The 26,145-nt window shown below is 43.6% G+C and carries 15 protein-coding genes; all 15 read left to right on the forward strand.

Going from position 1 to position 26,145, the window contains the following annotated elements; translation table 11 throughout:
- Window positions 1-40 precede the first annotated feature (40 nt).
- Window positions 41-1,159, forward strand: a complete 1,119-nt coding sequence (locus BV902_RS27730) for a TlpA family protein disulfide reductase (RefSeq protein ID WP_083663578.1) — start codon at window positions 41-43, stop codon at window positions 1,157-1,159.
- A 202-nt stretch (window positions 1,160-1,361) separates the two neighbouring features.
- Complete coding sequence (locus BV902_RS12270) at window positions 1,362-1,604, forward strand: hypothetical protein (RefSeq protein ID WP_157626034.1); 243 nt, start codon at window positions 1,362-1,364, stop codon at window positions 1,602-1,604.
- A 31-nt stretch (window positions 1,605-1,635) separates the two neighbouring features.
- Window positions 1,636-2,427: a hypothetical protein gene (locus tag BV902_RS12275; protein ID WP_075992180.1), complete on the forward strand. Its 792-nt coding sequence runs from the start codon at window positions 1,636-1,638 to the stop codon at window positions 2,425-2,427.
- Window positions 2,428-2,616: 189 nt separating this feature from the next.
- Window positions 2,617-3,210 carry an RNA polymerase sigma factor gene (locus BV902_RS12280; protein WP_075992181.1) on the forward strand — a complete coding sequence of 198 codons (594 nt, stop codon included), beginning with the start codon at window positions 2,617-2,619 and terminating at the stop codon, window positions 3,208-3,210.
- A gap of 88 nt (window positions 3,211-3,298) precedes the next feature.
- Window positions 3,299-4,381 (forward strand): FecR family protein, encoded by a 1,083-nt coding sequence (locus tag BV902_RS12285; protein ID WP_075992182.1) that lies wholly within the window; start codon window positions 3,299-3,301, stop codon window positions 4,379-4,381.
- Between the two features lie 67 nt (window positions 4,382-4,448).
- Window positions 4,449-7,490 carry a SusC/RagA family TonB-linked outer membrane protein gene (locus tag BV902_RS12290; protein WP_075992183.1) on the forward strand — a complete coding sequence of 1,014 codons (3,042 nt, stop codon included), beginning with the start codon at window positions 4,449-4,451 and terminating at the stop codon, window positions 7,488-7,490.
- Window positions 7,491-7,501: 11 nt separating this feature from the next.
- Window positions 7,502-9,193, forward strand: a complete 1,692-nt coding sequence (locus BV902_RS12295; RefSeq protein ID WP_075992184.1) for a RagB/SusD family nutrient uptake outer membrane protein — start codon at window positions 7,502-7,504, stop codon at window positions 9,191-9,193.
- Window positions 9,194-9,199: 6 nt separating this feature from the next.
- Window positions 9,200-11,206, forward strand: coding sequence for an FAD-dependent oxidoreductase (locus BV902_RS12300; RefSeq protein WP_237242116.1), 2,007 nt, complete (start codon window positions 9,200-9,202; stop codon window positions 11,204-11,206).
- Window positions 11,207-11,212: 6 nt separating this feature from the next.
- Window positions 11,213-12,862 (forward strand): FAD-dependent oxidoreductase, encoded by a 1,650-nt coding sequence (locus BV902_RS12305; RefSeq protein ID WP_075992186.1) that lies wholly within the window; start codon window positions 11,213-11,215, stop codon window positions 12,860-12,862.
- A gap of 31 nt (window positions 12,863-12,893) precedes the next feature.
- On the forward strand, window positions 12,894-14,732 hold the full coding sequence (locus BV902_RS12310; protein ID WP_172840671.1) for a carbon starvation CstA family protein: 1,839 nt from the start codon (window positions 12,894-12,896) through the stop codon (window positions 14,730-14,732).
- Between the two features lie 244 nt (window positions 14,733-14,976).
- Window positions 14,977-18,963: a hybrid sensor histidine kinase/response regulator transcription factor gene (locus tag BV902_RS12315; RefSeq protein ID WP_075992187.1), complete on the forward strand. Its 3,987-nt coding sequence runs from the start codon at window positions 14,977-14,979 to the stop codon at window positions 18,961-18,963.
- A 169-nt stretch (window positions 18,964-19,132) separates the two neighbouring features.
- The gene (locus BV902_RS12320; RefSeq protein WP_083663579.1) at window positions 19,133-22,261 is read left to right on the forward strand and encodes a SusC/RagA family TonB-linked outer membrane protein; all 3,129 of its coding nucleotides are present in this window, start codon (window positions 19,133-19,135) and stop codon (window positions 22,259-22,261) included.
- A 4-nt stretch (window positions 22,262-22,265) separates the two neighbouring features.
- On the forward strand, window positions 22,266-23,843 hold the full coding sequence (locus BV902_RS12325) for a RagB/SusD family nutrient uptake outer membrane protein (RefSeq protein ID WP_075992188.1): 1,578 nt from the start codon (window positions 22,266-22,268) through the stop codon (window positions 23,841-23,843).
- A gap of 23 nt (window positions 23,844-23,866) precedes the next feature.
- Entirely contained in the window at window positions 23,867-24,793 is a 927-nt protein-coding gene (locus BV902_RS12330) for a DUF5017 domain-containing protein (protein WP_075994745.1), read from the forward strand.
- A gap of 83 nt (window positions 24,794-24,876) precedes the next feature.
- Window positions 24,877-26,145, forward strand: coding sequence for a glycoside hydrolase family 88 protein (locus tag BV902_RS12335; RefSeq protein WP_075992189.1), 1,269 nt, complete (start codon window positions 24,877-24,879; stop codon window positions 26,143-26,145).

The following is a 26,145-nucleotide window of genomic DNA, read 5'->3' on the forward strand; positions in this document are numbered from 1 at the left end:
CTTAGGGAAATATTGGAACATTATTGCTAATAAATTTACAATGAGATTTTTGATTTTAATTTCGATTTTCTTTTCAATCTTATGCTCTGCAAAAGGTCAATCAAACAATAAATCAGTTATTAAGGGAGTGATAGATACTATTCCTCACACAATCTATTTTGTTAAATATAAAAATCAAGGAAATACGATCTCTGATACGGTAGCATTAGATGATAAAAGCAATTTTAAATATACAGCTATAATCTCAGAGCCGACAATTTTCAACATATCTATTAAAAATATTTATAATAAAAATTATATCGGTGATTTTGTAATCTATTCATTCTGGATAGAACCAGAAAAAACGATTGAATTTAATGGCTATAAAGGCTGGCTGATTAATGGCGCGAAGGGTTTAATTCCTATTTCTAATAAATTTGATATTAAAAATTCCTCTTTAGATAGTATTGAGAGATTATTCAACAAAAATAAATTAACAGCAATTAAAGCAAAAACAGAACAACTCGGCCGTAACCTGGCAAACAATGAGTTGATTGAAGTAATTCGCGAACTTTCCGATTCATTTATATCTAATCACCCGAATAACTATTACGGACTTTATTTGATAAGTAATTTCCCGGATAATACAAATAAACAACTAAATGATAGAAATAACATGTTCAAAAAGATTTCGAATGATTTACAGAAAACATATCTTGGCGAATCAATTCTCCAAAAAATAAAAATTAGTAAAATATTTGAAATTGGTGAAATGATGCCTGAGTTCGAACAAACAGATACGATATCGAAAGTCGTTAAATTATCCCAATTTAGAGGTAAATATGTGCTGGTTGACTTTTGGGCATCCTGGTGCGCGCCTTGTCGAAGAGAAAATCCTAATTTGGTTAAAGCCTATCAAAAATACAGAGGTAAAGGATTTGAGATTATAGGAATATCATTAGATGAAAATAAAGAAGAATGGCTAAAAGCTATACGCAATGACGGATTAAAATGGACGCAGTTATCAGATCTAAAATCTTTTAAAAATTCAGTCGCTCAACAGCTCTCTATTCAAGCTGTCCCTGATAATTTTCTAATTGATCCAAATGGAGTAATTCTTGCTAAAGGACTTAGGGGTGATGACTTGAGCAAAGAATTAGAACGAATTTTCAAATACTAAATCACTCAATATTTAGCATATGCTTTTGAATTGAGCCCAACAACTCAAAAACTCTATTTTATCATAATAAAAAGAGATAGAAAAGGGATTTTTCATCGAAGATGACGATAAGGTCTGCTATGCTTACCTTTGGAAAGAAGGCGAAAATATTATTGCCCATGTGTGGCTATACAATGTAACACCAACTCCGAGTGAGCCAGAATTGCAGATAGAAGAAAATCACCCCTTTTTAAATTCTGCGGAATTTGTTAGAGAGAATCTCGACCCATTCGACGCTTGGACGCCTGTTGAAGTCACTTGGGATTTTGCGGAAGAAATACTAGCTAAGATATTTTTATCAGAAAGATTGATCGCGAAACTTACCGTAGGGGCACGTCCGGGTTGGTCTAGTCTTGTAACAAAAGACGGACCGTTGGCGAAGAAGATGGCGGATTTTCAGCATTAAATCGTAATTTTATCTTTCAAATACACTGACAATGACATTTCTATACCAATATCTTCGTTTTTATGGGGTGTTAGCGGCCTTCATATTTTCCTTCAATGTTTCTGCACAAAAGCAATCCGGGGTGGACAGCGATGCATTGGCAATTCAGTTCGTTGATGGACAACTTCCTGAAGGCAACTATACCGCAGCGGTGTTGGGAATTCCCAGGCCGAATGCAGCACAGCTTGCAATTGTTGGGAAAATGAAACAAGCCATGAAAGCCAATGAAGATTGGTTTTTCAAAACCATGAAGGAGTTAAAACCCGGAGAGCCTATACCATATCACAAAAATCTAGGTATTAGCGAAGAAGAGTATGCTGCTTTTATGGAGTTCTCCCAATCTACCAAAATAGACAAAATAGGGGCGATGGAGCTCAAGATCATTCGCAAGGACAATAGTATCCATTTCGAGCCTAAAGACTTCGGCGATTATTTGAAATATCTAGTCATTGATTTGAAAGACCAGAGGGTTAGGGTTGATAGTCTGGGCTTGGAATATAAAGGACAGATCAGTTTGGATGCCAAACAGACAACATTGGTCGCAGGGCCTTGGGCAGGTTACTCCTGGCAACTCGAAGAATTTAAAAAAGACGGACAATTAATTTCAGATCCGAATAAAGTCGCTCCTGCAGAAATGGGAGAACTGGATATAAAGTCTATAAAAGTGTTAATAGGCAAACTCGATCGTATCGATCAATGTTTTCTTTATCTCAAGAGTAATATTGTCTATAAAGGCCATGTGCTGGCAAAACAGGATATTGCCCTTTTATTAACGAAAGAATAAGCCAATTTTTAATTAAGGAACTAGGGAAGATATGGCCCGAATTCTCTCCTTTTAAAATGTTATGTTTTGCGGTGGGGAGGTCAATTCGTATGAAATATAAAATTTTATTTGGGGTACCAATGATTTTGATTTAGTAAATTTATCACTATATTAAGTTCGTCGTTCGTACCAATTATATGAATTTGCCAAATGAAATCTCCTAAAGAAGCTGCTATACTGGAAAAACTTAAAAATGGAGACCTCAATTCGTTTAATGAAATCTATTTCCATTATTCTCCAAAGATCTATATTAGATTGATCAAACTGGTCAAAGATCAAACTATTGCGGAAGAAATCTTACAGGAAGTATTTACCAAAATATGGCTCCAACGTGAAAAGATTGACCCTAATAAGGGATTTGTCTCATTTCTCAATCATATTTCGGATAATTTGGCCATGGATTTTTTTCGAAAAGTGCAAAGAGACAAGGCACTTCAATTGGAAATATGGGCTTCAGCCATAGAACTGTATTATCATACCGAAGAAAAACTGTTTTTCAAAGATAAACAGCAGATGCTGAACAATGCAATCGACTCCCTGAGCCCCAAACGAAAGGAGATTCTGATGCTCAATAAATTTGAGGAAAAAAGTTACAAAGAAATAGCCGATTTACTGGGTATCTCAGTATCTACAGTGAGCAATCAATTGGTGAGCGCACTCAAGGATATCAAAAAATATATTCAGGAAAATTACCGAGATGAGTATATAATCAGTCTTTTTGCGGCCTTTTTATTTAAGCTATAAAAAAAATAAAAAAGCAATAGTGTGATTCTCTTTGCCAAACGTATAGAGTAACAAATACAGCAATGTATTGAACTAATTATAGAAAATTTTGAAAGAGCAATCCTTTAAAGATCAATTGTTGGCGTATATCCACAACCGCTTGGATGCGCAGTATTATGAGTCATTTTTTGACGAAATGGCCAAGATTGATACTGCAATTCTAGAGTTATGGATCACTGAGATGCTGGATCAGGATGAAGAACAAGCAGTACAACAAATTCCGTTACCAGATTTAAGCATGGTTCATCGGAAAGTGCTCGATCATATCTATGCCGTAGATCCGCCAAAACCTATGCTCATTCGTAGCATAAGCCCGTGGGCCTGGGCTTCCTGTGCCGCCGTGCTACTCTGCGTACTGTCGGTTCTCTTTTTGAAAAATTTCTCGACCTCAACAAAAGAACAGGTTACCTGGTATGAAAATAAAAATGCTTATACAATCAATGCTCAGCTTCCTGATAGCACGACCGTTATCCTTTATCCACATGCAAAAATCGGATTCGAATATACTGGCAGAGGCCACCGCGATGTACATCAGGCGCAAGGGCGAGTTATTTATAACGTGCGCAAAAACAAAAATGCACCTTTTCAAGTCAATTACAAAGGATATCTGACCACTGCCTTAGGGACAATATTTAGCGTAGATCCCAAGGATGCCGATCATGTACTGATAAAACTAATGGAGGGCAAAATCTCGGTCGGATCAGTGACAGCGGAAAGTCGAAACTTAATATATCTCAAACCAAAAGAGGAAGTATTGGTTAACTTAAAACTGCAGCAGATGATTAAGTTTTCGGAGCCCGAATTGACAAAATCTCAGCCAGCTCGTGTGGATAAGGAGCTAAGGAAACTTATACCACAGCTAACTGCCAATGTCGAATGGACCAATCAGTCTGTCAAATTTAACCAAACCAAAAACATTCAACTCTTAAGAGTAATCGAAAGCCTTTACGATGTTTCGATTATATGTGATAATCCTGATTTGCTCAACAGTTCATTTACAGGAAGTTTAAATAGCAAAGAATCGCTAGCTAATTTCTTGACCAGTTTCTGTCAATTGAACGATTGTACATTCCAAGTGAACAATGGTATTGTCAACATCAGCAATTCGAGAAGAAAGGAGGACGTACAGTAGGAGAGAATCAACCCAACGCGGAAAAATAAACCAATATATAAATCAGAATAACCAACTGTAAACAATTATGAAGCATATTCTAATCAAATTAATGCTCGTGGGATTGCTATTTCCATACTTTTCTGTAGGATTTGCGCAATCAAACCTGAAAGTAAATGGTAAAATAGTTGACAACGAAGGGAATACATTGCCCGGCGCAACTATTGATCTTGTCCACGAGAAGAGCAGTAAAAAACTCCACTTTGTGGCCGATAACAACGGATTGTTTGTTTTAACTCCACTTGTTGCTGGCGAAAATTATACGATCTATGCCCACCATCTCGGCTACGATACCGATTCTGTTAAGCATTTTGTGGCAACCGCTACCAGCAAAAACACCGTGCTTATCCGTCTGAAACCAAATACCGGAATGATAGACGAAGTTGTTGTCGTCGGCTATGGTGTTCAGAAAAAGGTGAATTTGACGGGCGCTGTTTCCGCCGTATCGGGAGAAGATCTGAACAATAGGCCCGCAGGGCAAACCTCTTCGGCCCTTCAAGGCATGGCCTCTGGAGTAACCGTCACACAGCGTTCTGGCAAGCCGGGAGCGGACGGTGCGGATATCCGTATCCGTGGTATCGGTACACTTGGCAACGCAGCACCTTTAGTGCTGATAGATGGAATCGAAGGCTCTATCAATAATATCGACCCCAATTTAATAGAGAATATTTCCATATTAAAAGATGCCGCCTCCGCATCGATCTACGGTTCGAGAGCTGCCAATGGTGTGATCTTGGTCACGACGAAAAGAGGAAGTTCTGATAAAGTCGCTATTGCCTACAATAATTATTTCGGTTGGCAGTCGGCGACCAATATGCCCAAAATCGTCAATGCCCTGGATCATATGCTGCTGACTAATGAAGCGTATACCAATGTTGGTGCGAGTCCATTATATCCAGAGGATATCATTGCCGCCTATCGAAGTCAGGGCAATGGTAGTTCGGACGAGTATCCCAATACCAATTGGCAAAAGGAATCGTTGCAGGGGAATGGATTTCAGCAAAGCCATTTTGTGACAGTAAATGCAGGCACAAATAAAGTAAAAATGCTGACTTCGGTCGGTTATTTCGACCAGAAGGGGTTGACACTGAATAGTTCGTTTAAGCGCTATACTATCCGCAACAACGTGGATGTTAAATTCTCAGATAAGCTCGCCGTTAAATTTGACTTTCAATACGTCAATCCGATTGTCACCTCACCCGCAGCGAGTATTGAAGAGCTTTTTCAGTGGATGAGCAGTATTCCCGCCAATCAATCCTTTAGGAATTCTAATGGTAGCTGGGGACTAGGTTGGAATGGTAATAATCCCGTCTCGGCGGCTGCAGATGGCGGTGTTGCGACCAACAAAAGTCCATTTGGTAGTATCAACGCATCATTGATCTACAGACCCAAGGAATGGTTGACTGCCGAGGTCAATTATGCACCGAAATATGCGACGCAGGTAAATAAGAATTTCCGAAAAGCAGTGCAGTCCTATTTTCCAGACGGTACGCCGAGCTTCTCGGTCCCTGTGCGTACAGCACTTACCCAGTACAATAGCCAGGAACTTTTTAATAATATGCGAGCGACCCTTACGCTAAACAGGGATTTTGGTCCACATCAGTTTAAAGCATTGATTGGTGGTTCGCGCGAAGACTACAAGATTGATTACACTCAGGGTTTTAGGGACACCTATGTTCTCCCTGACTATGAAGTGCTCAATGCTGGGTCGGCACTAAATCAGTCAGCGACAGGAAGTGCTTCCGAGTGGGCATTACAATCTTTATTTTCAAGGATCAATTACATTTTCAAAGATCGTTATCTTTTAGAACTCAATGCACGCTACGATGGTTCGTCCAGGTTTGCCAAAGGTAATCGCTATGGTTTTTTCCCGTCGGCATCCGCCGGATGGCGTTTTTCCGAGGAGCAGTTCCTAACCGCATCAAAGGGGTGGCTTACAGAGGGAAAAATCAGGGCTTCATGGGGTAAGTTGGGAAATCAGAATATCGGGACCTATCCAGCCGTGGCATCTTTAAACCTAGGTTCGTACACTTTGGGTAATGGCATCGTCAATACGGCAGCGCTAAATGATATGTCTAATCCCGATATTACATGGGAGTCTACCGAGGAGAAAAATATTGGTATCGATCTTACCTTATTTAAGCGATGGACTATTACGGCAGATTTTTACAATAGAAAAACCAGTGATATATTATTACAGCTGGATATCCCGCTCATTATTGGTTTAAATAAGCCTTATCAAAATGCAGGCGTCGTCGAGAATAAAGGTTGGGAGCTTTCCATGGGCTATCGGAGCGATCCGGCCAAAGACTTTAAATATAATTTTACACTCAACCTCTCTGATGTCAAAAACAAGGTGTTGGATATGCGCGGAATCAATCAGACTGGTCTAACGGTCAATCGGGAAGGCTATCCCATTAATTCGATCTTTGGCTATGTTTCCGATGGCTATTTCCAAACAGTGGAGGAGGTAAAAGCTCATGCCACACAGTTTGGTACCCTAGCGCCAGGTGATCTCAAATACCGTGATCAGAATGACGACGGAGTTATTAATGAGTCCGATAAGGTTATCATTGGTAGTACCATTCCACGATATACCTATTCGCTCAACTCCAATTTTAGTTTCAAGGGGTTCGACCTCAGTTTTCTTTTACAAGGTGTAGGCAAAGCCGATGGCTACCTATATGGGGCCGGTATTCAGCCCTTTACGACTACCGGGGCAATCGGTGGAACGATTCGTGAGGATAATAAAGATAGATGGACACCCGATAATACTACAGCGAAATATCCACGATTGGCTTTCGGACAGAATAACAACCAGCAGTCTTCCCAATTTTGGATGAAAAATGCCGCCTATCTTCGCCTGAAAAATTTGCAGCTCGGCTATACCTTTCAGGCTGAGCTACTAAAGTCCATCGGGTTGAATAAACTTCGGGTATTTGTTAATGGTTCAAACTTATTCAGCGTAGATAAATTTTGGGACGGTTATGACGTCGAAGCACCAGTAGGCTATGGTAACTTTTACCCGCAGGTAAAGGTGTATTCTTTTGGATTGGATATTACATTATAAACTTGGTTTGTATGAAAACTCTAAATAAACTCGCATTATATATGCTGTCGATTGCAGTTCTCCTTCTGGTGGGGGCATGCGAAAAATACCTGGACAGATCTCCCTTGGATGGTCCTTCGGACGAAAATTATTTCAAAAATCAGGATGAGCTGATATTGGTTGTCAATGGTTTGTACAGTGCCCTTGCATTTCATCCCATGGACGATATGCCTATCAACCTCACCCTTGATGATGCCACCGATATTGGGTGGGATCGTAATACTTCTGATTTACAAGCTGTGGGAAGGGGAGATCACGACAGCAACAATGGCTACATCCGGAATATCTGGACCAATTCCTATAAGGTCATTGGCAAATGTAATTTTATACTCGACAATATCCAGAAGTTGGATGGAAAGATGGATGCCAATCTTCAAAAGCGTTATAAAGCCGAGACACAGTTTATTCGGGCCTATGTCTACCAATATTTGATTGATTATTTCGGTGGAGTGCCTTTGGTCACGAGCGGTCTAAGCCTTGCTGATGCCAATGTTCCGAAAACATCTAAGGCTGAAATTGCGAGCTTTATCCTCAAAGAACTTGATGAAGCTGCTGCTATTTTACCGGTTAGCTATGGCTCGACCGATATTGGGCGTGCGACCAAAGGGGCAGCATTGGCCATACGCGCTCGGGCAGCACTCAATAATGGGCTGTGGGAAGAAGCAGCGCGTTCTGCCAAAGAAGTCATGGACCTGAAAGTATACGCCTTACACCCCGACTTCGGCCAATTGTTTACCTATGATGGAGAGGCATCCAAGGAGATTATTTTTGCTTTTCAATATCTACGATTACAAAAAACAAAGACCCACAGTGCTACGCGCGGATTTCTGTCACGCAACGCACAGGGAACTTCCAACAAAATTCCGTCACAATCCATTGTTGATAGTTATCTCTGTACCGACGGATTTGCCATTGATAAATCTTCCAGATTTGATCCTAAAAAACCATTTGCCAATCGGGACCCGCGTCTGGGTTATACCATTGCTCTTCCCGGCAGCACGTTTTTTGGTTTTCAGTTTGAGACCCATAAAGATAGCATAACCTGCTGGAACTACAGCTACAATACTTCTACGGCAGTACGCATCCAAAATCAGGACGCGATCAATGCCTATGCGACCTTTTCTGGTTATTGCTGGAAAAAATATGTCGATATCAAAGACAAGGACTTTACCATGGAATCGGAGTTAAATATTATTCAGAGCCGATATGCTGAAGTTTTGTTGATTTATGCCGAGGCGATGATCGAAAGCAATAAGATCGACCAAACGGTGTATGATGCGATCAACAGTATTCGGCAGCGTCCTAGCGTTGACATGCCAGTAATATCCAGCGGTAAAACGCAAATTGAGCTGCGCGAGATCGTACGCAAAGAAAGACTTTATGAATTGACCAATGAGGGCTTTCGTCTGGTCGATTTGAGGCGTTGGAAACTGGCCGATAAATTCATGAATTCAACATTCTATGGCCGCATTCCAAAAGGCTTGCTGGCCAATGCGCCGACGATCGATGAAGATAGTTACGTGAATTATAAAAACGTTGCTAATCAGAAAGACATGCGGGTTATCGAGTTACGCAAGTTCGATCCCAACAAGAATTACCTTTGGCCGATCCCGAATATTGAAATTGTAACCAATAAAAACCTGGAACAAAATCCAGGCTATTAAATTCCAATGATGATGAGAAAAACACTTTTAATGACCATTGGCCTTTTGACTATGTTTTGGCATGTAGTCAAAGGGCAGACCGACAGAAAGGTAGATCTATGTATCTATGGTGCCACTTCAGCCGGAGTAATAGCCGCCTACACCGCCTCACATGCCGGAAAATCAGTGTTACTGATTGATCCGGGCACACGGGTAGGTGGGCTCAGTTCTGGTGGATTGGGGCAGACGGATATCGGGAATAAATATGTCGTCACAGGGCTCGCCCTTGATTTTTACCGCAAAATGGGCAAGCACTATGGCAGTTTTGAACAATGGATTTTTGAACCGAAGGTTGCTGAATCTATTTTTAAGGACTATCTGGCACATGCTGGCACACAAACACTGATGGGGCATCGTTTGATAGGTGTAGAGACTGCGCATCGTTCCATCAAAAGCATAACTTTGCTTCCGAGTGAAAGCAGGGAAGGCAAAAATATAACGGTTACGGCCAACGTCTTTATGGACTGTAGCTATGAGGGGGATCTTATGGCCAAAGCTGGCGTGTCCTACCATGTGGGGCGGGAGTCGAATAGTACCTATGGTGAAACGATTAACGGAGTGCAATTGCTTGATGGTCATCAGTTTCCGGACGGTGTAGATCCCTATAAGATAAAAGGTGATCCCGGGAGCGGTGTTTTATGGGGGATCAATACGGGGCCCTTAAAAGAAAATGGAACGGGAGACGCCAAGGTTCAAGCCTATAATTATCGGATTACATTGACCAATGTCCCTGAAAACAGAATAGCAATCACCAAACCCCACAATTACGACGCAACCAAATATGAACTCTTAAAGCGGCAAAAGGAGATACAGCCCTGGAAGAGTATCCAAGACGTATTTATCTGGAGTCTTATGCCCAATGGAAAGACTGATATCAATAATAGAAATGGATTTTCAACAGATATGATTGGCATGAACTGGCATTACCCTGAAGCCGATTTTTTCGAACGGAAAGAGATTATTCAGGCCCATGAAGATTACACCAAAGGTCTTTTATATTTTGTCGCAAACGATCGTTCGGTGCCGGAGCCGATCCGAAGCGAATTCAAAAAATGGGGCTACCCCAAAGACGAATATCCTGACAATGGACATTGGTCACCGCAATTATATATCCGCGAAGCCAGAAGGATGATTGGTGATGTCGTCATGACCCAAGACCACTGTCAGGGCCGAAAAGTCGTGTCCGATGGGGTAGGCTATGCCGCATACACCATGGATTCGCACAATTGTGACCGAGTGATCGTCAATGGCATGGTCAAAAATGAAGGTAACGTTGAGGTTGGCGGATTTTCTCCTTTCCCGATTTCCTACAGAGCGATCGTCCCCAAAAAAGAAGAGATCAATAATCTTTTGGTCCCGGTGTGCTTGTCGGCAAGTCATATCGCCTTTGGTTCCATTCGCATGGAGCCAGTATTTATGGTGCTGGGGCAGTCCGCTGCTGTGGCAGCCTGCGAGGCAATTGACAACAAAACTGCCGTTCAGGATGTTGATATAAGACGCGTGCAAAAAATATTGCGTGACAACCCAAAGGCAGATGGCCGTAGGGCCGATTATATCATTCATGTAGACGATAAAGATCAGGTTATGTTGAAAGGAAATTGGCGTAAATCCGCAAAAAAAGGTTATGGCATGAGTTACCAGGAAGCCGACAGCAACCCCGGGGCCATGGCCCGTTTTACTCCCGGTAAAGATTTTTCCGGTGGAAAATATATGCTGTACAGTTATTTTCCTAGAACCGCCGAAAGCACCGAGAGCGGGACATTCATTATCCATACAGGGAAGACAAGGATCGAAAAAACAATAAATTTTAAGGAAGTCAATATCCTCGGACAGACCACAAGTACTTGGGTAGCGCTCGGCGAATATGTTTTTGAAAAGGGAAGAAGTAAGCCCTATGTTGAGATTACCTCGGACGCAAAAGGCATATTGGCTGCAAATGCCATCTTGTGGGTTCCCGTCTCAGACCAAAATTAAGTACATATGCAAAAGATAAAAATAGTGTTAAAATTAATGTTTGTCTTGGCTTTTCTGCAGGTTGAGGCCCAGCATTCGACCACGAAGGTAGACGTGGTCGTTTACGGCGGTACACCGGCAGCCATCACCGCTGCATTGCAAGTAAAACAGGCCGGCAAATCTGTGCTACTCTTATCACCAGATCAGCATTTGGGGGGTCTGAGTTCAGGCGGACTGGGTTATACCGATACTGGCAATAAAGCAGTTATTGGTGGTCTGGCCAAAAAATTCTACCAGGATGTATATAACCATTACTCCAGGGAATCGAGCTGGAATTGGCAATCCCGGGCCTCCTTTGGCAATCGTGGACAGGGCACCGTCGCGATGGATAGTGCGCATCGGACGATGTGGATTTTTGAACCCCATGTAGCCGAGGACATTTTTGATTCTTGGGTGCGGGATCATCAGATTGATGTTGTTCGTGGGGCATATTTAGATCGGCAGGAAAGTGCTATCGTTAAAGAAGGCACAACCATCAAGACCATTAAAACGGTAGACGGAAAGATCTATGAAGCGAAGATATTTATTGATGCCACTTATGAAGGTGATCTGATGGCGCTGGCCAAAGTCAGTTACACGATCGGGCGGGAGGCCAACCACACCTATGAGGAGCAGTGGAATGGTGTTCAGACCGGAGTCTTTCAGCACAGGCACCACTTTATCGCTCAGATCAGCCCCTACAAGCGCGAGGGAGATCCGAGCAGCGGCCTGGTATACGGCGTTTCAGCACAAGATCCTGGGCAATATGGCGCAGCAGATCAGAAGCTGCAAGCCTATTGCTTCCGCATGTGCCTGACCAATGATGCTCGCAATCGGAAGCCCTTTGCCAAACCTATTGCGTACGATCCGCAGCATTATGTCTTGTTACAGCGTTTATTTCGCGCGGGCTGGGACGAAGCCTTTCAAAAATTTGATCTGGTGCCCAACCATAAGACCGATGCCAATAACCATGGTCCGTTCAGCACAGATTTTATTGGGATGAATTATAATTATCCCGAAGCAAGCTATGCCGAACGCAAGTCCATTATCGAAGCCCATCGCCGGTATCAACAGGGCCTATATTATTTTATGGCCAATGATCCTTCCGTCCCAACAGCAATCAGGACAAAGATGGCCGAATGGGGGCTGGCAAAAGATGAATTTGAAGATAATGACAATTGGCCTTGGCAATTATATATACGAGAAGCCAGGCGGATGCTAGGACACTATGTGACGACCGAACACAATATTTTGGGCAAGCGCAAAGTAGAAGATCCGATTGGCATGGGCTCATATACCTTGGATTCGCACAATACCCAACGCTATGTGACCAAAGAAGGATTTGTCCAGAATGAGGGCGATATTGGTGTCCATGTGCCAGCACCTTACGCCATTTCCTATGGATCGATTATCCCAAGAAGCGATGAATGCAGCAATTTACTCGTTCCGGTCTGCCTCTCCAGTTCGCATATTGCCTTTGGTTCTATCCGTATGGAGCCCGTATTTATGGTATTGGGGCAGAGCGCAGGAGCTGCTGCGGTATTAGCGCTTGATAATGATGTGGTTGTGCAGCACGTGGATTACGGCATGTTAAAAAAACAACTGCTGGAGTCGGGCCAAGTATTGGAAAAAAAATAATATATTGAAATAGAATTATACTGGATATCGGATGGATTTAGATCATATGAATGCCCTTACACTGGTTTTTGCATCAATTTTAATTTTTGCAATCTCCTACCGTTTTTACGGGGTCTTTATGGCGCAGAAAGTACTCCGGCTCAACGATGCCATCACGACGCCAGCAGTCGAGTTTGCTGATGGCCATGATTATGTCAAGACAGACCGCAAGGTGTTGTTTGGACATCATTTTGCTGCCATAGCTGCTGCAGGGCCATTGGTAGGGCCAGTACTTGCGGCCCAGTTTGGCTATCTTCCCGGTGCACTCTGGATTTTGATTGGTTGTGTCCTGGGCGGAGGGGTGCACGATATGGTTGTGCTATTTGCTTCGGTAAGGCACAAAGGGCAGAGCCTGGCTACCATTGCGTCCAAGGAGATCGGTCCCGTTGTGGGCGGTATAGCCGGTATAGCCGTTCTGTTTATTCTGATTCTGACCTTGGCCGGACTGTCACTGGCCTGTATCAGCGCCATGCATGAGGCACCTTGGTCCTTATTTACTATTATTCTGACCATGCCAATTGCCATATTTATGGGACTATTGATGCGCTATAGAGCCAGATCCGTTACCTTGGCAAGTATATTAGGGGGAATATTATTGATCGTGGGAATCATTGCAGGCCATCGTTTGATGGAGATCCCGGTCATTTACAACCTTTTTGATTGGGATGTCAAGACCATTTCGATTGCGATTGCTATTTACGGGTTTTTGGCTTCGGTGCTACCCATCTGGCTGCTTCTTGTTCCAAGGGATTACCTTTCCACCTACCTCAAGATTGGCACGATTCTGATGCTGGCCGTGGGCATTGTCTTTGTGCATCCGATAATCCAAATGCCTGCGCTGACCAATTTTATTCATGGCGGCGGCCCTGTGATCGGCGGGCCTGTGCTTCCATTTATTTTTATCGTGATCGCCTGTGGGGCAATTTCGGGTTTCCATGCGATTATTGCCACAGGCACGACACCTAAGATGCTGGGCACCGAAAAAGAGATACTTTTTGTAGGCTACGGCGCGATGTTGGTGGAAGGATTTGTGGCCTTAATGGCCTTGATCGCAGCATGCACCCTGTTACCGGGCGACTATTTTGCGATCAACACACCAGTCAGCGACTACGCAAATTTTCTGGCACGGCATCCCGAATTAAAAGCCGTGGATCTACAGCATTTTTCAGATCGGATAGGAGTAGACCTCCATGGCCGTACAGGCGGAGCTGTTTCCCTTGCCGTGGGGATGGCCCATATTTTTGATAAGGTGCCTTTTATGGACAATGTGATGGCTTATTGGTATAATTTTGCCATAATGTTTGAAGCCGTGTTTATCCTTACAGCTATCGATGCCGGTACACGGGTCGGACGATTCTTTTTGCAGGAAATGCTGGGTGGTGTTTTTCCGGCTTTTAAAGACAAGGATTGGAAACCGGGCGTCTGGTTATGTAGCGCTATTTTCACTTTTTCATGGGGCTATCTTGTTTTTACGGGAAATGTAAGCAGTATTTGGCCGCTATTTGGAATCAGCAACCAGCTGTTAGCTGCCTGTGGGCTTATTGTCTGTACGACGATGCTTATTCGGATGAATCGGGGGAAATATGCCTTAATTACGGCAATTCCGGGCGTATTTATGGCCGGTATCACCTTTTGGGCTGGCTATCTACAGGTCACGGATATTTATTTGCCCAAAGGACAGCTGCTATTAGCGTTTTTAGCGATCTTGGCTATGCTCCTGATGCTGCTTGTCTTTATAGGCACGTTCCGAAAATGGTATCAGTTGTTTAAAATTGAGGCTAAATTTATCGACCAAAATGGAGAATCTGTAAAGGAATTGGTTGATCGTTAAGCTGAAAAATCTTCCATCGCGAAGACTACATCGACACAGACCGGAGGATCAGCCCGGAGGATATTACCTGCATTGCTTCAGAAGGCTAAATTTTTAGCCGCTTCATCAACAATCGATACCGGTACGCAAACCCCAAAATATACGCGATACATCTTTTATTTGTGGACCAACTAATGGCAGGTAATTTTTCATTCATTGCAGAGAAAATCGTATACTTGTCTCTACTACCAGTTGAAGGATCTAAATGACAAAAAGATATGTCCAATGCATTATTTATTTAACGCTAATCTGCTGTTTATTTGCACAACATGCCCAAGCCCAGTATCATTTCGGTAGTTTAACTTATGATAAAGGGCTCTCGAATAGCACCGTATTGAGTATATGCCGAGACAATGCAGGCTTTCTCTGGATCGGTACCAGGGACGGACTCAATAGATACGATGGTAACCGCATTAAACAGTACCGTTCGGATAATAGCGATGTTAACACCATTTCCACGAACAACTATATTTACACCATTGTTGAACATCCGCGCCAAAAGACCCTTTGGATCGGAACACAGCAGGGCCTAAATATTTATCAGCCTAAACAAGACCGCTTTCAGCGAATTAGCTTTGAGCATGTCAAACCTAAAAATAGCAACCATTTTGCGGTTTTAGCAATTTATTTTATTGAATCTAGCGTCTTACTCGGTACAAATAATGGTCTGATGTGCATTAAAAATGCCGATCATCCCAAGATAGAAAACGTGAATATTCTCCCCGGACTGGAAATCTACTCCTTATTACAGCTGGGAAGAAATATCTTGATCGGGACCAATAGAGGATTATATCTTTGGCGGGATCAAAAAACAATTGAACCAATTAAACTAAGTCATACAAATAGCTCAGCGATATCCGTGAAGGATATTAAGCGAGTGGCTACAGATAAAATCTGGATTGCCACGGATGGACATGGTCTTTTTGAATTGGACATCTTATTTCAGCAGATTGCGCATTATACAGGTAAAACGGGACTATCAAGTGATTATGTGCGAGCGATAGCGATAGATAAAGCCAAAAATATCTGGGTAGGGACAATGGAAGGGGCCAATTTGCTACAGCCCGACGGTAGTCAGATACAGCAGATAAAATCGAGTGCCAACAATCCCTTCAGTATCAATGATAATTCCATCAAGACGATTTATATTGATCGGCAGGGTATTGTTTGGATGGGGACAAATTTTGGCGGAATAAACTATCATCATCCGTCGGTATATCCCTTTAAGGTAGATCTTGCAGACGGCAATTTCAAACATCTGAGCGGAAATCTGGTCAGCGCCATTGCCGTTGACGATGATGAAAATACTTGGGTGGGAACAGAACGGGACGGGCTGAACGTTCGCAAAAAGGGTAGCGATGTCTATCGGAAAATAGAGCTTCGGTCCAATACGGTCAAATGCCTGCTCACAGATGATAAATATATTTACGTGGGTACGTTCGGCGCAGGGCTAGCTCGCATCAGCCGTCAAAATACCACAGATATTCGCTATTACAATATTACCGGTGAAAATGGCATTACGCTGCTCCAGAATTACATCAGCAGCATTAACCGGGATCGCCTCGGGAATATTTGGATCGGGACCGGTAACAAAGGCTTACAGATGATCAATAGTCAATTTACGACTGCTATTCAACCTACCAGCACTTTTACAAAAAATACCGCCAACAATTATATCAAGCATATTTTAGCCAGCCGAAACGGTAGTCTATTTATTGGAACGGCCCAGGGGCTTGGTCAACTCTGCAATAGTGCTGAACAACAAGGAATCTATCGTTCTGAGGAACTTATGAAAGATCATTATATCAATACGCTTTTTGAAGATAGGACTTCACAGATATGGATTGGGACGCAAGAAAAAGGGCTTTATAACTATAATCCGAAAACAGGAGTGGTAAACAGGGTGGAGTTATTTCCAACGCGTAGCTATTACCATGTGTTGGGGATTGCCGAAAACAAGGCCAACGAAATTATTATCTCCACAAATAATGGACTCGTGTTTTACAATAAGCTGACTGGAGCAAAACGCTATATGGATATTCAGGATGGTTTCCCAACAAATGAATTCTTACCAAATGCCATTTTTTGTCGGGATGGGCAGCTGCTCGTCGGTTCGCACAAAGGCTTAATCAGTCTCGATGTGTCTCATCACCAGTCAAATGCGGGGGTACCCAAATTGTTGATCTCGGGCTTCTCTATCAATGGTCTGAGCAGGACGAGAGTCGACAAAGTGTTGGGCTATCTAAATCCGGACCGGGCGGAGGAAATTGCACTGAAACATGACCAAAATACGTTTACGATCGACTTTAGTTCAGACAACCTTATCAATCCACAGAAAAACAGCTATGCCTATAAAATTGAAGAACTCGAAAAAGAATGGAATCTGACCGATCAGCCTTCCATAACTTATACCAATCTGAGCCCCGGACGATATACGCTTCGGTTAAAGACGGCAAATAATGACGGACTATGGAGTAACGTGAGCAAATCTGTGGTATTCAACATTGCTCCGCCTTTTTATAAATCTATCTGGGCCTATACTGGGTATACAGTGCTACTGATGGGCATTGTCTATTTTTTCTACCGCTATAACCTGGACAAAAAGCAGCTTAAAACAAAGTTATATTATGAAGAAAAACTGCATCAGGATCAAGCAGCACTGATGCAGTCAAAGCTTGATTTCTTCACCAAGATCAGCCATGAAATCCGCACGCCGCTGACCTTAATCCATGCCCCGATAGAGAAAATATTGCTGGATAAAAGGCTCGATAGTCAAGTGGATGTGCAGTTACAACAGGTGAGACGTAATATTAAGCGGCTGCTACATTTGACGCAAGAACTATTGTCTTTCAATAAAATGGATGCCCAAAAATTGACTTTGAATAAAGTTGTTATAGACGCAACAAGTTATTTTGAGAATATACATCAATCCTTTGTTGTTATAGCCGAAGAATCGGGTATAGGCTATGTCTTGGATAACCAATTTGAAGGTTCTTTTATGGCTGATCCCCAACAGCTGGAAAAAGTATTGCTCAACCTGCTTTCCAATGCCTTTAAATTTAGGAGCGAGCATGCTCCCAAGGTTCAACTTGTCATCCGTCAGCGGAACGAAAATCTGTTTATCCATGTGATGGATAATGGTCAAGGTATCAAAATGGAAGACCGGGAGCGCATATTCGATACCTTTTACCAAGCTGATACGGGAAAAGGGAAGGAAGGCTGGGGAATCGGATTGTCTTTCGCCAAAGAGCTCGTAGAACTTCATCAAGGAAATCTCTATCTTGACAATCCACTGCAGCTGGGCCAACAGGAGGGCACCGTATTCACCATATTGTTGCCGGCATGTATCCGGCAACAGCAAGGGATACCGACGGAAATTATTTCGGAGACAAGTACGGCTGAAAGTACCGCGGCCTGCATTCCGGACTCGACCCGGGATTATCAGCTGCTGATCGTGGAAGATAATGACGAACTCCGTTCTTTTCTGCTCAACCATCTGCAGACATGCTACAACGTAAGTGCTGCTGCCAATGGAAAGGAGGCGCTTGCGGCAATTGCCGATAGCATGCCCGATATGATTATAACAGATATCGCGATGCCCCAGATGGATGGCTACACGCTGGTGAAATCCATCAAAGCCGATCCGGATATAGCCCACATCCCCGTAATTATGCTGACAGCCAAAGGAGAGGAGCAGGATAGTATCATTGGTTATCAAAGTGGCATCATCAATTATGTAACTAAACCATTCAACTTACAGGTTTTAGATCTTCAGATTTTCAACACCATATCAGCATTAGAACTGGTTAAAGAACGTAACCGACGCTATTTGCTGTTATCGAAACGTGATGAAAACATTAGCAATGCTGCTGCGGCTTATTTGGATAAGTTAAGAACGATGGTCGAAGCACATATCGCCGAAGCTGAGTTTTCAGTTGCGACTTTAGCGGAAAATATGGGCCAGAGCCAAAGTGCGCTGTTGAAGAAGGTCAAAAGCCTGACAGGCCTCAGTGTTGCCGAATTGATTAAAGATATCCGTCTGAGTGTCGCTGCCAATCTCCTGATACAGTCTGATCAGGTCGCATCTGTTGCCTATTCCGTAGGATTCAACGATCGAAAGTATTTCAGTAAAGAATTTAAAAAGAAATTTGGTGTAAATCCCACTCAATATAGGGAAAATAGCTTACGCTAAGAGATTTTACCCCTATATTTCCGATTTTTTACCCCCTTATTTTCCATAAAGATCCAAATATTTGTCAAGCTTCTTTCTACGACAGAAAAAAGCTATGGGCAAATACTACCTCATGTCGGATTGCCCGAAAACCAATCATAAAGTGTAATCAATTTATTAAATGTAAAATATGATACCGCATCTAAAAACAATCGTATTGGGAGCGACCTGCCTGTTCCAAGTTCCGCAGCTCTATGCACAAAAGCAGCAGATCAGCGGAATAGTAACCGATATAGTTACCGGAAAGCCATTGCCCGGTGTAAGTATTTTGCAAAAGGGCTCCGGTACAAAAGGAACCACGGACCTTAATGGCCGCTTCTCTTTTCAGGTCTCGGACACTTCAGCTGTACTTATCTTTAGATTTATCGGTTATGATGAACAAGAAGTTGCTGTAAAAGAAGTTAAAGTGCTGAATATAAAACTCATACAGACCAATAAATCCTTAGATGAAGTTGTGGTAATCGGGTACGGTGAAGTGCAACGAAAAGACCTTACAGGTTCTGTGGGGTCAGTCAATATGCAGGATATCAAGAAGGCTCCCGTTGGTTCTGCATTGGAAGCATTGGCCGGTCGTGTAGCCGGCGTACAGGTCACCTCAGAAAGTGGTAAACCGGGCAGTGAGATGAACATTGTGATCCGCGGGGCCAATTCCCTGACACAAGATAATTCACCCCTGTATGTCATCGATGGTTTTCCAATAGAAAATGCGAACAGCAATGTCCTTAATCCGGATGAAATCGCTTCGATCGAAGTGCTGAAAGATGCATCTGCCACTGCGATATACGGTGCACGTGGTGCCAATGGTGTTATTTTGATCACGACAAAAAAGGGCGAAGCAGGAGCTCCTCAGATCAGTTATAATGGCTATATAGGATCGCAGCAGATCATCAATACCATGGATCTGATGAATGGCTATGAATTTGTCCGTTTGCAGGCGGAACGCGATCCTGTAGGCGCGCAGCTCACTTATTTTAACGATGGCAAGACATTAGAAGACTATAGGTCTGTACCGAGCAACGACTGGCAGGAGCATATTTTTAGGGATGGGGTGATGCACAACCACAGCCTCTCGGTGATGGGCGGGAACAGCAACACAAAATATTCCGTTTCAGGTAATATCTTTGGTCAGCAAGGTATTATCATTAATTCGGGATTTGACCGTAAACAAGGCAAGATCACGCTCGATCAGAGTTTTCAGAAACTAAAAGTCGGTATCAATGCCATGTATACCGGCACACTTACTGATGGTAGCAATCCCGCGGCTCCTGAATCGGCATTCTCCGCCATGAACTACCTGATGTACAGCGTATGGGGCTACCGGCCCATTGCTTTTGCCGATGAAGACCTTTTGAATGATCCAACAGACGATCTCGCCAATCCCACCAACGACTATCGGTTCAACCCCATACTTTCTGCTCAGAATGAGCTCCGCAAAAACTACAATAACCGGCTTATCGTGAACGGTTATGCAGAATATGCGTTCTCGCCGACACTAAAACTGCGGATTAATGGCGGTATTAACAATTCTGATACACGGTTGGACACATACAACAATTCACGCACCCGATATGGTTTTGCCGGAAGCACAAATGGCGTAAACGGTTCGATTCTATACACGCAGAGCAACACTTGGCTCAACGAAAACCTGTTGACCTACAACAAAAAATTTAAAGACCATACCCTGAATGCGGTTGTTGGGATCACTTTTCAGGGCAACAAGTACCATAGGTATGGCTTTTCCACCATTCATCTGCCCAACGAGATCAAGGGGCTGGCAGGCCTGAGTGAAGGGGTGCCCCAACCTGTCACCTCTCTGCAATCGGAATGGTCCATGCTCTCGTATCTGGGCCGTGTAAACTATAATTACAAAAGCCGCTACCTCCTGACCGCATCGTTTCGGGCAGATGGCTCATCCAAGTTTGTTAGCAATAACAGATATGGGTACTTTCCCTCTGCTGCATTCGCCTGGCGACTGATCAATGAACCCTTTATGAAAAATCAGCAACTTTTCTCGGATGCCAAACTGAGACTGGGTTATGGAATTACAGGAAATAACAGGGTGGGTGAATATGCTTCTTTTTCGCCTGTGTACTTTGAAAATACCAGTGTCAGCACCAACGGTTACTATTCCTGGGGAAATGAGCTTTTACAAGGGATGTACCTTGGTATCGGAACACCGGATCTGCGCTGGGAAAGTACGGCACAGCGCAATGCCGGCATCGATCTGGGGCTTTTTAAAAACAGGTTGATGCTGACGGCGGATTATTACCACAAGCGCACCTATGATCTCCTGCTCTATGCAGCATTACCCTCCACCACGGGCTATAGCAATGCCTTTAAAAATATAGGTGAAACGAGCAACAAGGGGATTGAATTAACCTTATCGGGAGATATCATCCAAAAAGCCAATTTTAGCTGGAATAGTTCCTTCAACATTTCCTTTAACCGAAATAAAGTGGTTGAACTTACCGAAAATCAGGAAAGCCTGACCACGGCACTGGTCTGGGATCAGGATTACAGAACTACTCCATTATATATTGCCAAAATCAATCAGCCACTCGGACAGATGTATGGATACCTCTGGGATGGTGTCTATCAATATGAAGACTTTGACCAACAGCCCAACGGCAGTTACCTCTTAAAACAGACGGTGGCGACCAATGGCAATACACGTAGCTCGATTCGCCCCGGCGACGTGAAGTATAAGGATCTCAATGGGGATCTGGTAGTGGATAATCTTGACAGAACAGTGATCGGACGTGGATATCCCATTCACCAGGGGGGATTTGCGAATACCTTTAAATACAAGAATTTTGATCTCCACTTATTTTTTCAATGGTCTTATGGAAACGATATTGTCAATGCCAATAGGCTGTTGTTTGAAAATGGCAGTAAAGCACATCTCAATCAATTTGCGAGCTATGCGGACCGCTGGACACCGGAAAACACCTCCTCTACCATGCCCCGTGTGGGTGGCCAAGGGCCTAATGTCTATTCGACCCGCATTATCGAAGACGGCTCATACCTGCGTCTGAAAACAGGATCTATAGGTTATACTTTTGATAAGGGGCTGTTGGACAAGTGGAAAATCAAAAGCCTGCGTATCTATGCCTCCGTACAGAATATATGGACACTTACCAATTACTCCGGATATGATCCCGAGGTTGCTGTGTACTACTCGGCGTTGACGCCCGGCTTTGACTATTCATCTTACCCAAGACCCAAAACCTTTGTATTTGGTATCAACCTTAATCTGTAATCTTATGAAACTAGCATTAACAAAAAAATATAAGCATTTAAGCTTTTTATGTTTAGTGGCATCGACTTCAATTTTTTCAGGATGTTCTAAATTTTTGGATAAGCAGCCCTTTGATGTGGTCAAGGAAAATTATTATCAGAATGAAAAAGAGGTGATGACCGGACTTGTTGGCGTATACGATATTCTCGGCAGGGAAGACTTTTACGGATCCACCTATTCGAGCTATCTGACCCTGGGTGATGAGGGGGCCTATTTTCGCTCGTCTTATCTCGCTGGACCAGAAATCTATAGTTACGATGCTTCTAATCCAAAAATCAATGATATCTGGCGATTTCTGTATGAGGGTATTGAGCGGGCCAATTTTTTTCTGAGCAAAATTGAGTCCGTACAGATGGCTGCCTCTGATAAACAGGCTGTGATAGGTGAAGTCAGGTTTTTGCGGGCCTATTACTATTTTATTTTGGTCAGCAACTGGGGGGATGTTCCTTTGAAAACAGCGCCTACAAGTTCGGTCAGTAATGTCAATATCGCACGTACGCCGCAGACGGAAGTTTATAACTTTATTGTGCAGGAGATGGAAGCAGCGGATTCCATGGTCAAGGACATTCAGGCGTATGGTCATGCTGGCCGCGTTTCAAAATCTGCCGTCCGGGGCATCTTGGCCCGGGTATACCTAAAAATGGCCGGAGCTCCGCTCAATGACGCATCCAAGTATCAAAAAGCATTGGAATGGTCAAGCAAACTGGTCTTTCCACAAGGGGAAGATTATAAACATAGCCTTGTCGCAGATTACAAAAAGATCTTTACAGATATGGCGGCAGACCGGTATAATATCAGCGAATCCATCTGGGAGGTAGAATTCTATGGCAATCGCAGCGGTGATTTTGAAGCTGGGCGCATTGGCAATCAAAGTGGCATACAGACCAGCGATGAGGGCAAGGGCTTTAGTTATGGTCTGTTGGCTGCCACGCGCAAGCTCTTTGAATCTTACGAACCCACAGATAAACGCCGGGACTGGAATATCGCCAGTTATCGGTACAACCATGCCAACAACTTGATCACAGACTCCATATTCTATACGGCAGCGGAAATTGAGCGTCGGCATGTCGCCAAATTTAGAAGAGATTACGAGACCTTAAAGCCTAAAAACAGGAATTATACGCCAATTAATTTCCCGCTATTACGTTATGCTGATGTCCTGTTGATGTTTGCTGAAGCCGAAAATGAAGTGAATGGCCCCACGGCCCGTGCCAAAAATGCACTTCAGGAAGTACGTGGCCGTGCACATGCTTCAAACCGGAATGATGAGCTAACCAATGAAAGCGAAATGCGAATAGCTATACGGGAGGAACGCTTTCGGGAATTATGCTACGAAGGGTTGCGGAAATTTGATCTCGTACGTTATGGTACTTTCATTGCCGAAATGAAACTCGTTGCCCAACAGTATAACCAGTTGGCACCGGCCGATTATCGGTACATGGCATTGGCTTTCAATAATGTCAGTGATCGGGATACGTATTTCCCTATTCCGATCAACGAGCTATCGCTGAATAACCTGATGACGCAAAATCCCGCATGGTAACACCAGATAATAATGTGAAAATTATGAAAAGATATATTTATATAGCATCGCTTCTCGTACTGCCGATCCTACAATCATGCGAGAAAAAAGAGGCCATCCCTTTGAACTTAGAAGTCCATACGGATAAAAATAGCTATAAAGTTGGTGAGCAAGTGTTGTTCCATATCAGTGGCAATCCCGACCAGCTGACGTTCTTCTCGGGTGAAGAAGGCCATAAGTACGTTTACCGGGAGCGTACAAAAGCTATTCCACAGGCTGTGACACTGGAGTTTTCGAGCAACCGCCGTTATGGTACGGATGCGCAACAGCCGAATTCTCTCCGCCTACTGGTATCGCAGCAATTTGCAGGAGTTTATCAGCCTGATGCGATCAAGGAGAGCGACTGGGTGGATATTACAGCCGCATTTACGTTATCTGGCATCCAGGCCAATGACGCTACCTACATATCCTCGGGACAAGTTGATCTGTCGAAATTAAGTGCGTCGGGTTTTAATCTGAATGCGAATACCATGGTTTATTTTGCTTTTAAATACACTGGGACTACCGGATCGACACAGCCCCGCTGGTGGATCAATCAGTTCAGCCTAAATACCGAAACAACAGAAGGCATCACCTTGCCGATAGCGGATCTGCAAGGTGCAGCCTGGACCTCAATCGGTCTGGAAAATTCTCCTGTCTCCTGGTTATTAAGCAGTGCGGGGCTACGCTTTCAAGGCGGCGGAGCAACAATAGGCTCCAATCAGGTGTGGGCTATCTCAAAACCGCTGGACCTAACCAGTGTGACACCGGACAAAGGGGTGGCGCTCAAAAATATGAGCACCCGGATGGATACCTATGCTTACACTTTCACAGCTCCCGGGACTTATGAAATTACTTTCGTTGGCAGTAATAGCAATGTGTACGGAGAATACCCTGTAGTAAAAACAGTCGAACTGGAAGTGACGGAATGAAACCGACGCATGCGGAAAAAATAATCCGACATTGCCCCAAAAATATAATATACAAGAATCAACAGCGCAGTAAATAAAATCTTATGAAGCAGACACATTATCCTTTTGGACTTAAAATGATATTCTTATTTCTTTTGACAACCCTCTTTTCCTGTGCGCAGCAGCGCACCAAGCAGAACAGTTCCGATTTTGTGGCTGCCGACTTTACGCGAGCCAGAGCGCAATATGACCTGCTCCTTGATAACAGCAACTTTCCTCGGACGTTGGATACAACAGGTCATGTGGTGGGAACCGATGAATGGGATTGGACAGGCGGCTTTTTCCCGGGCGGGCTTTGGTATATATACGAGTATACAAAAGACCCCCAGGTCAAAGCTCAGGCCACAGCATGGACCGAAAAACTGGAAAAGGCGAAGGATCTGACTCAACATCATGACATTGGTTTTGTGATGTACTGTTCGTATGGCAACGCTTTACGGCTGGAGGACGATTCTACAAAGATCAAAAAATACCAACAGCTCCTCATACATTCAGCAGAGTCTGCCCTGAAGCGCTTTGATCCGAAAGTTGGACTGATCAAATCCTGGAATGAAAAAGCTTCCTGGGACGGAAAAACGGTATGGAAATATCCGGTGATCATCGATAATCTGATGAATCTGGAGCTGTTGTTTTTTGCATCAACATTAACTGGAGACCCCAAATTCAAAAATGCCGCCATCAGTCATGCCGACCATACCCTGAAGAATCATTTCAGACCCGATTACAGCACTTACCATGTGGTGGACTATGATCCCAATACGGGAGCAGTCCTGCATCAGCAGACCAATCAGGGCTATGCCGACAATTCAACCTGGTCTAGAGGGCAGGGCTGGGCAATCTATGGCTATACGCTGCTCTACCGCGAAACCAAGGACAGTAAATATCTGGATGCAGCCAGGAAAGCGGCATATTTTTATATGAATCATCCCAATCTGCCAAAGGATAATGTTCCCTATTGGGATTTTAATGCTGGCCAGGAAGGATACCGACCGGATGTGGATTATGCAAGCCGAAAGTTGAACGATATACCACGGGATGCGTCGGCAGCGGCACTGGTCAGCGCAGCCTTGCTGGAATTGTCTACCTATACGACCGGAACAAATGCCAAACGCTATTATGACTTTGCCGAAAGCACGTTGAAATCGCTCTCCTCCAGCGAATACCTGGCTGAAAAGGGGACCAATGGCGGCTTCATCCTTAAGCACTCGACAGGAAGCATGCCACATAAAAGTGAAATTGATGTTCCGCTTATCTATGCAGATTACTACTTTTTAGAAGCGTTGCTACGTTACAGAAAACTAAATGGGGCCTAG

The organism is Sphingobacterium sp. B29, assembly GCF_001952815.1.
GTDB lineage: Bacteria > Bacteroidota > Bacteroidia > Sphingobacteriales > Sphingobacteriaceae > Sphingobacterium > Sphingobacterium siyangense.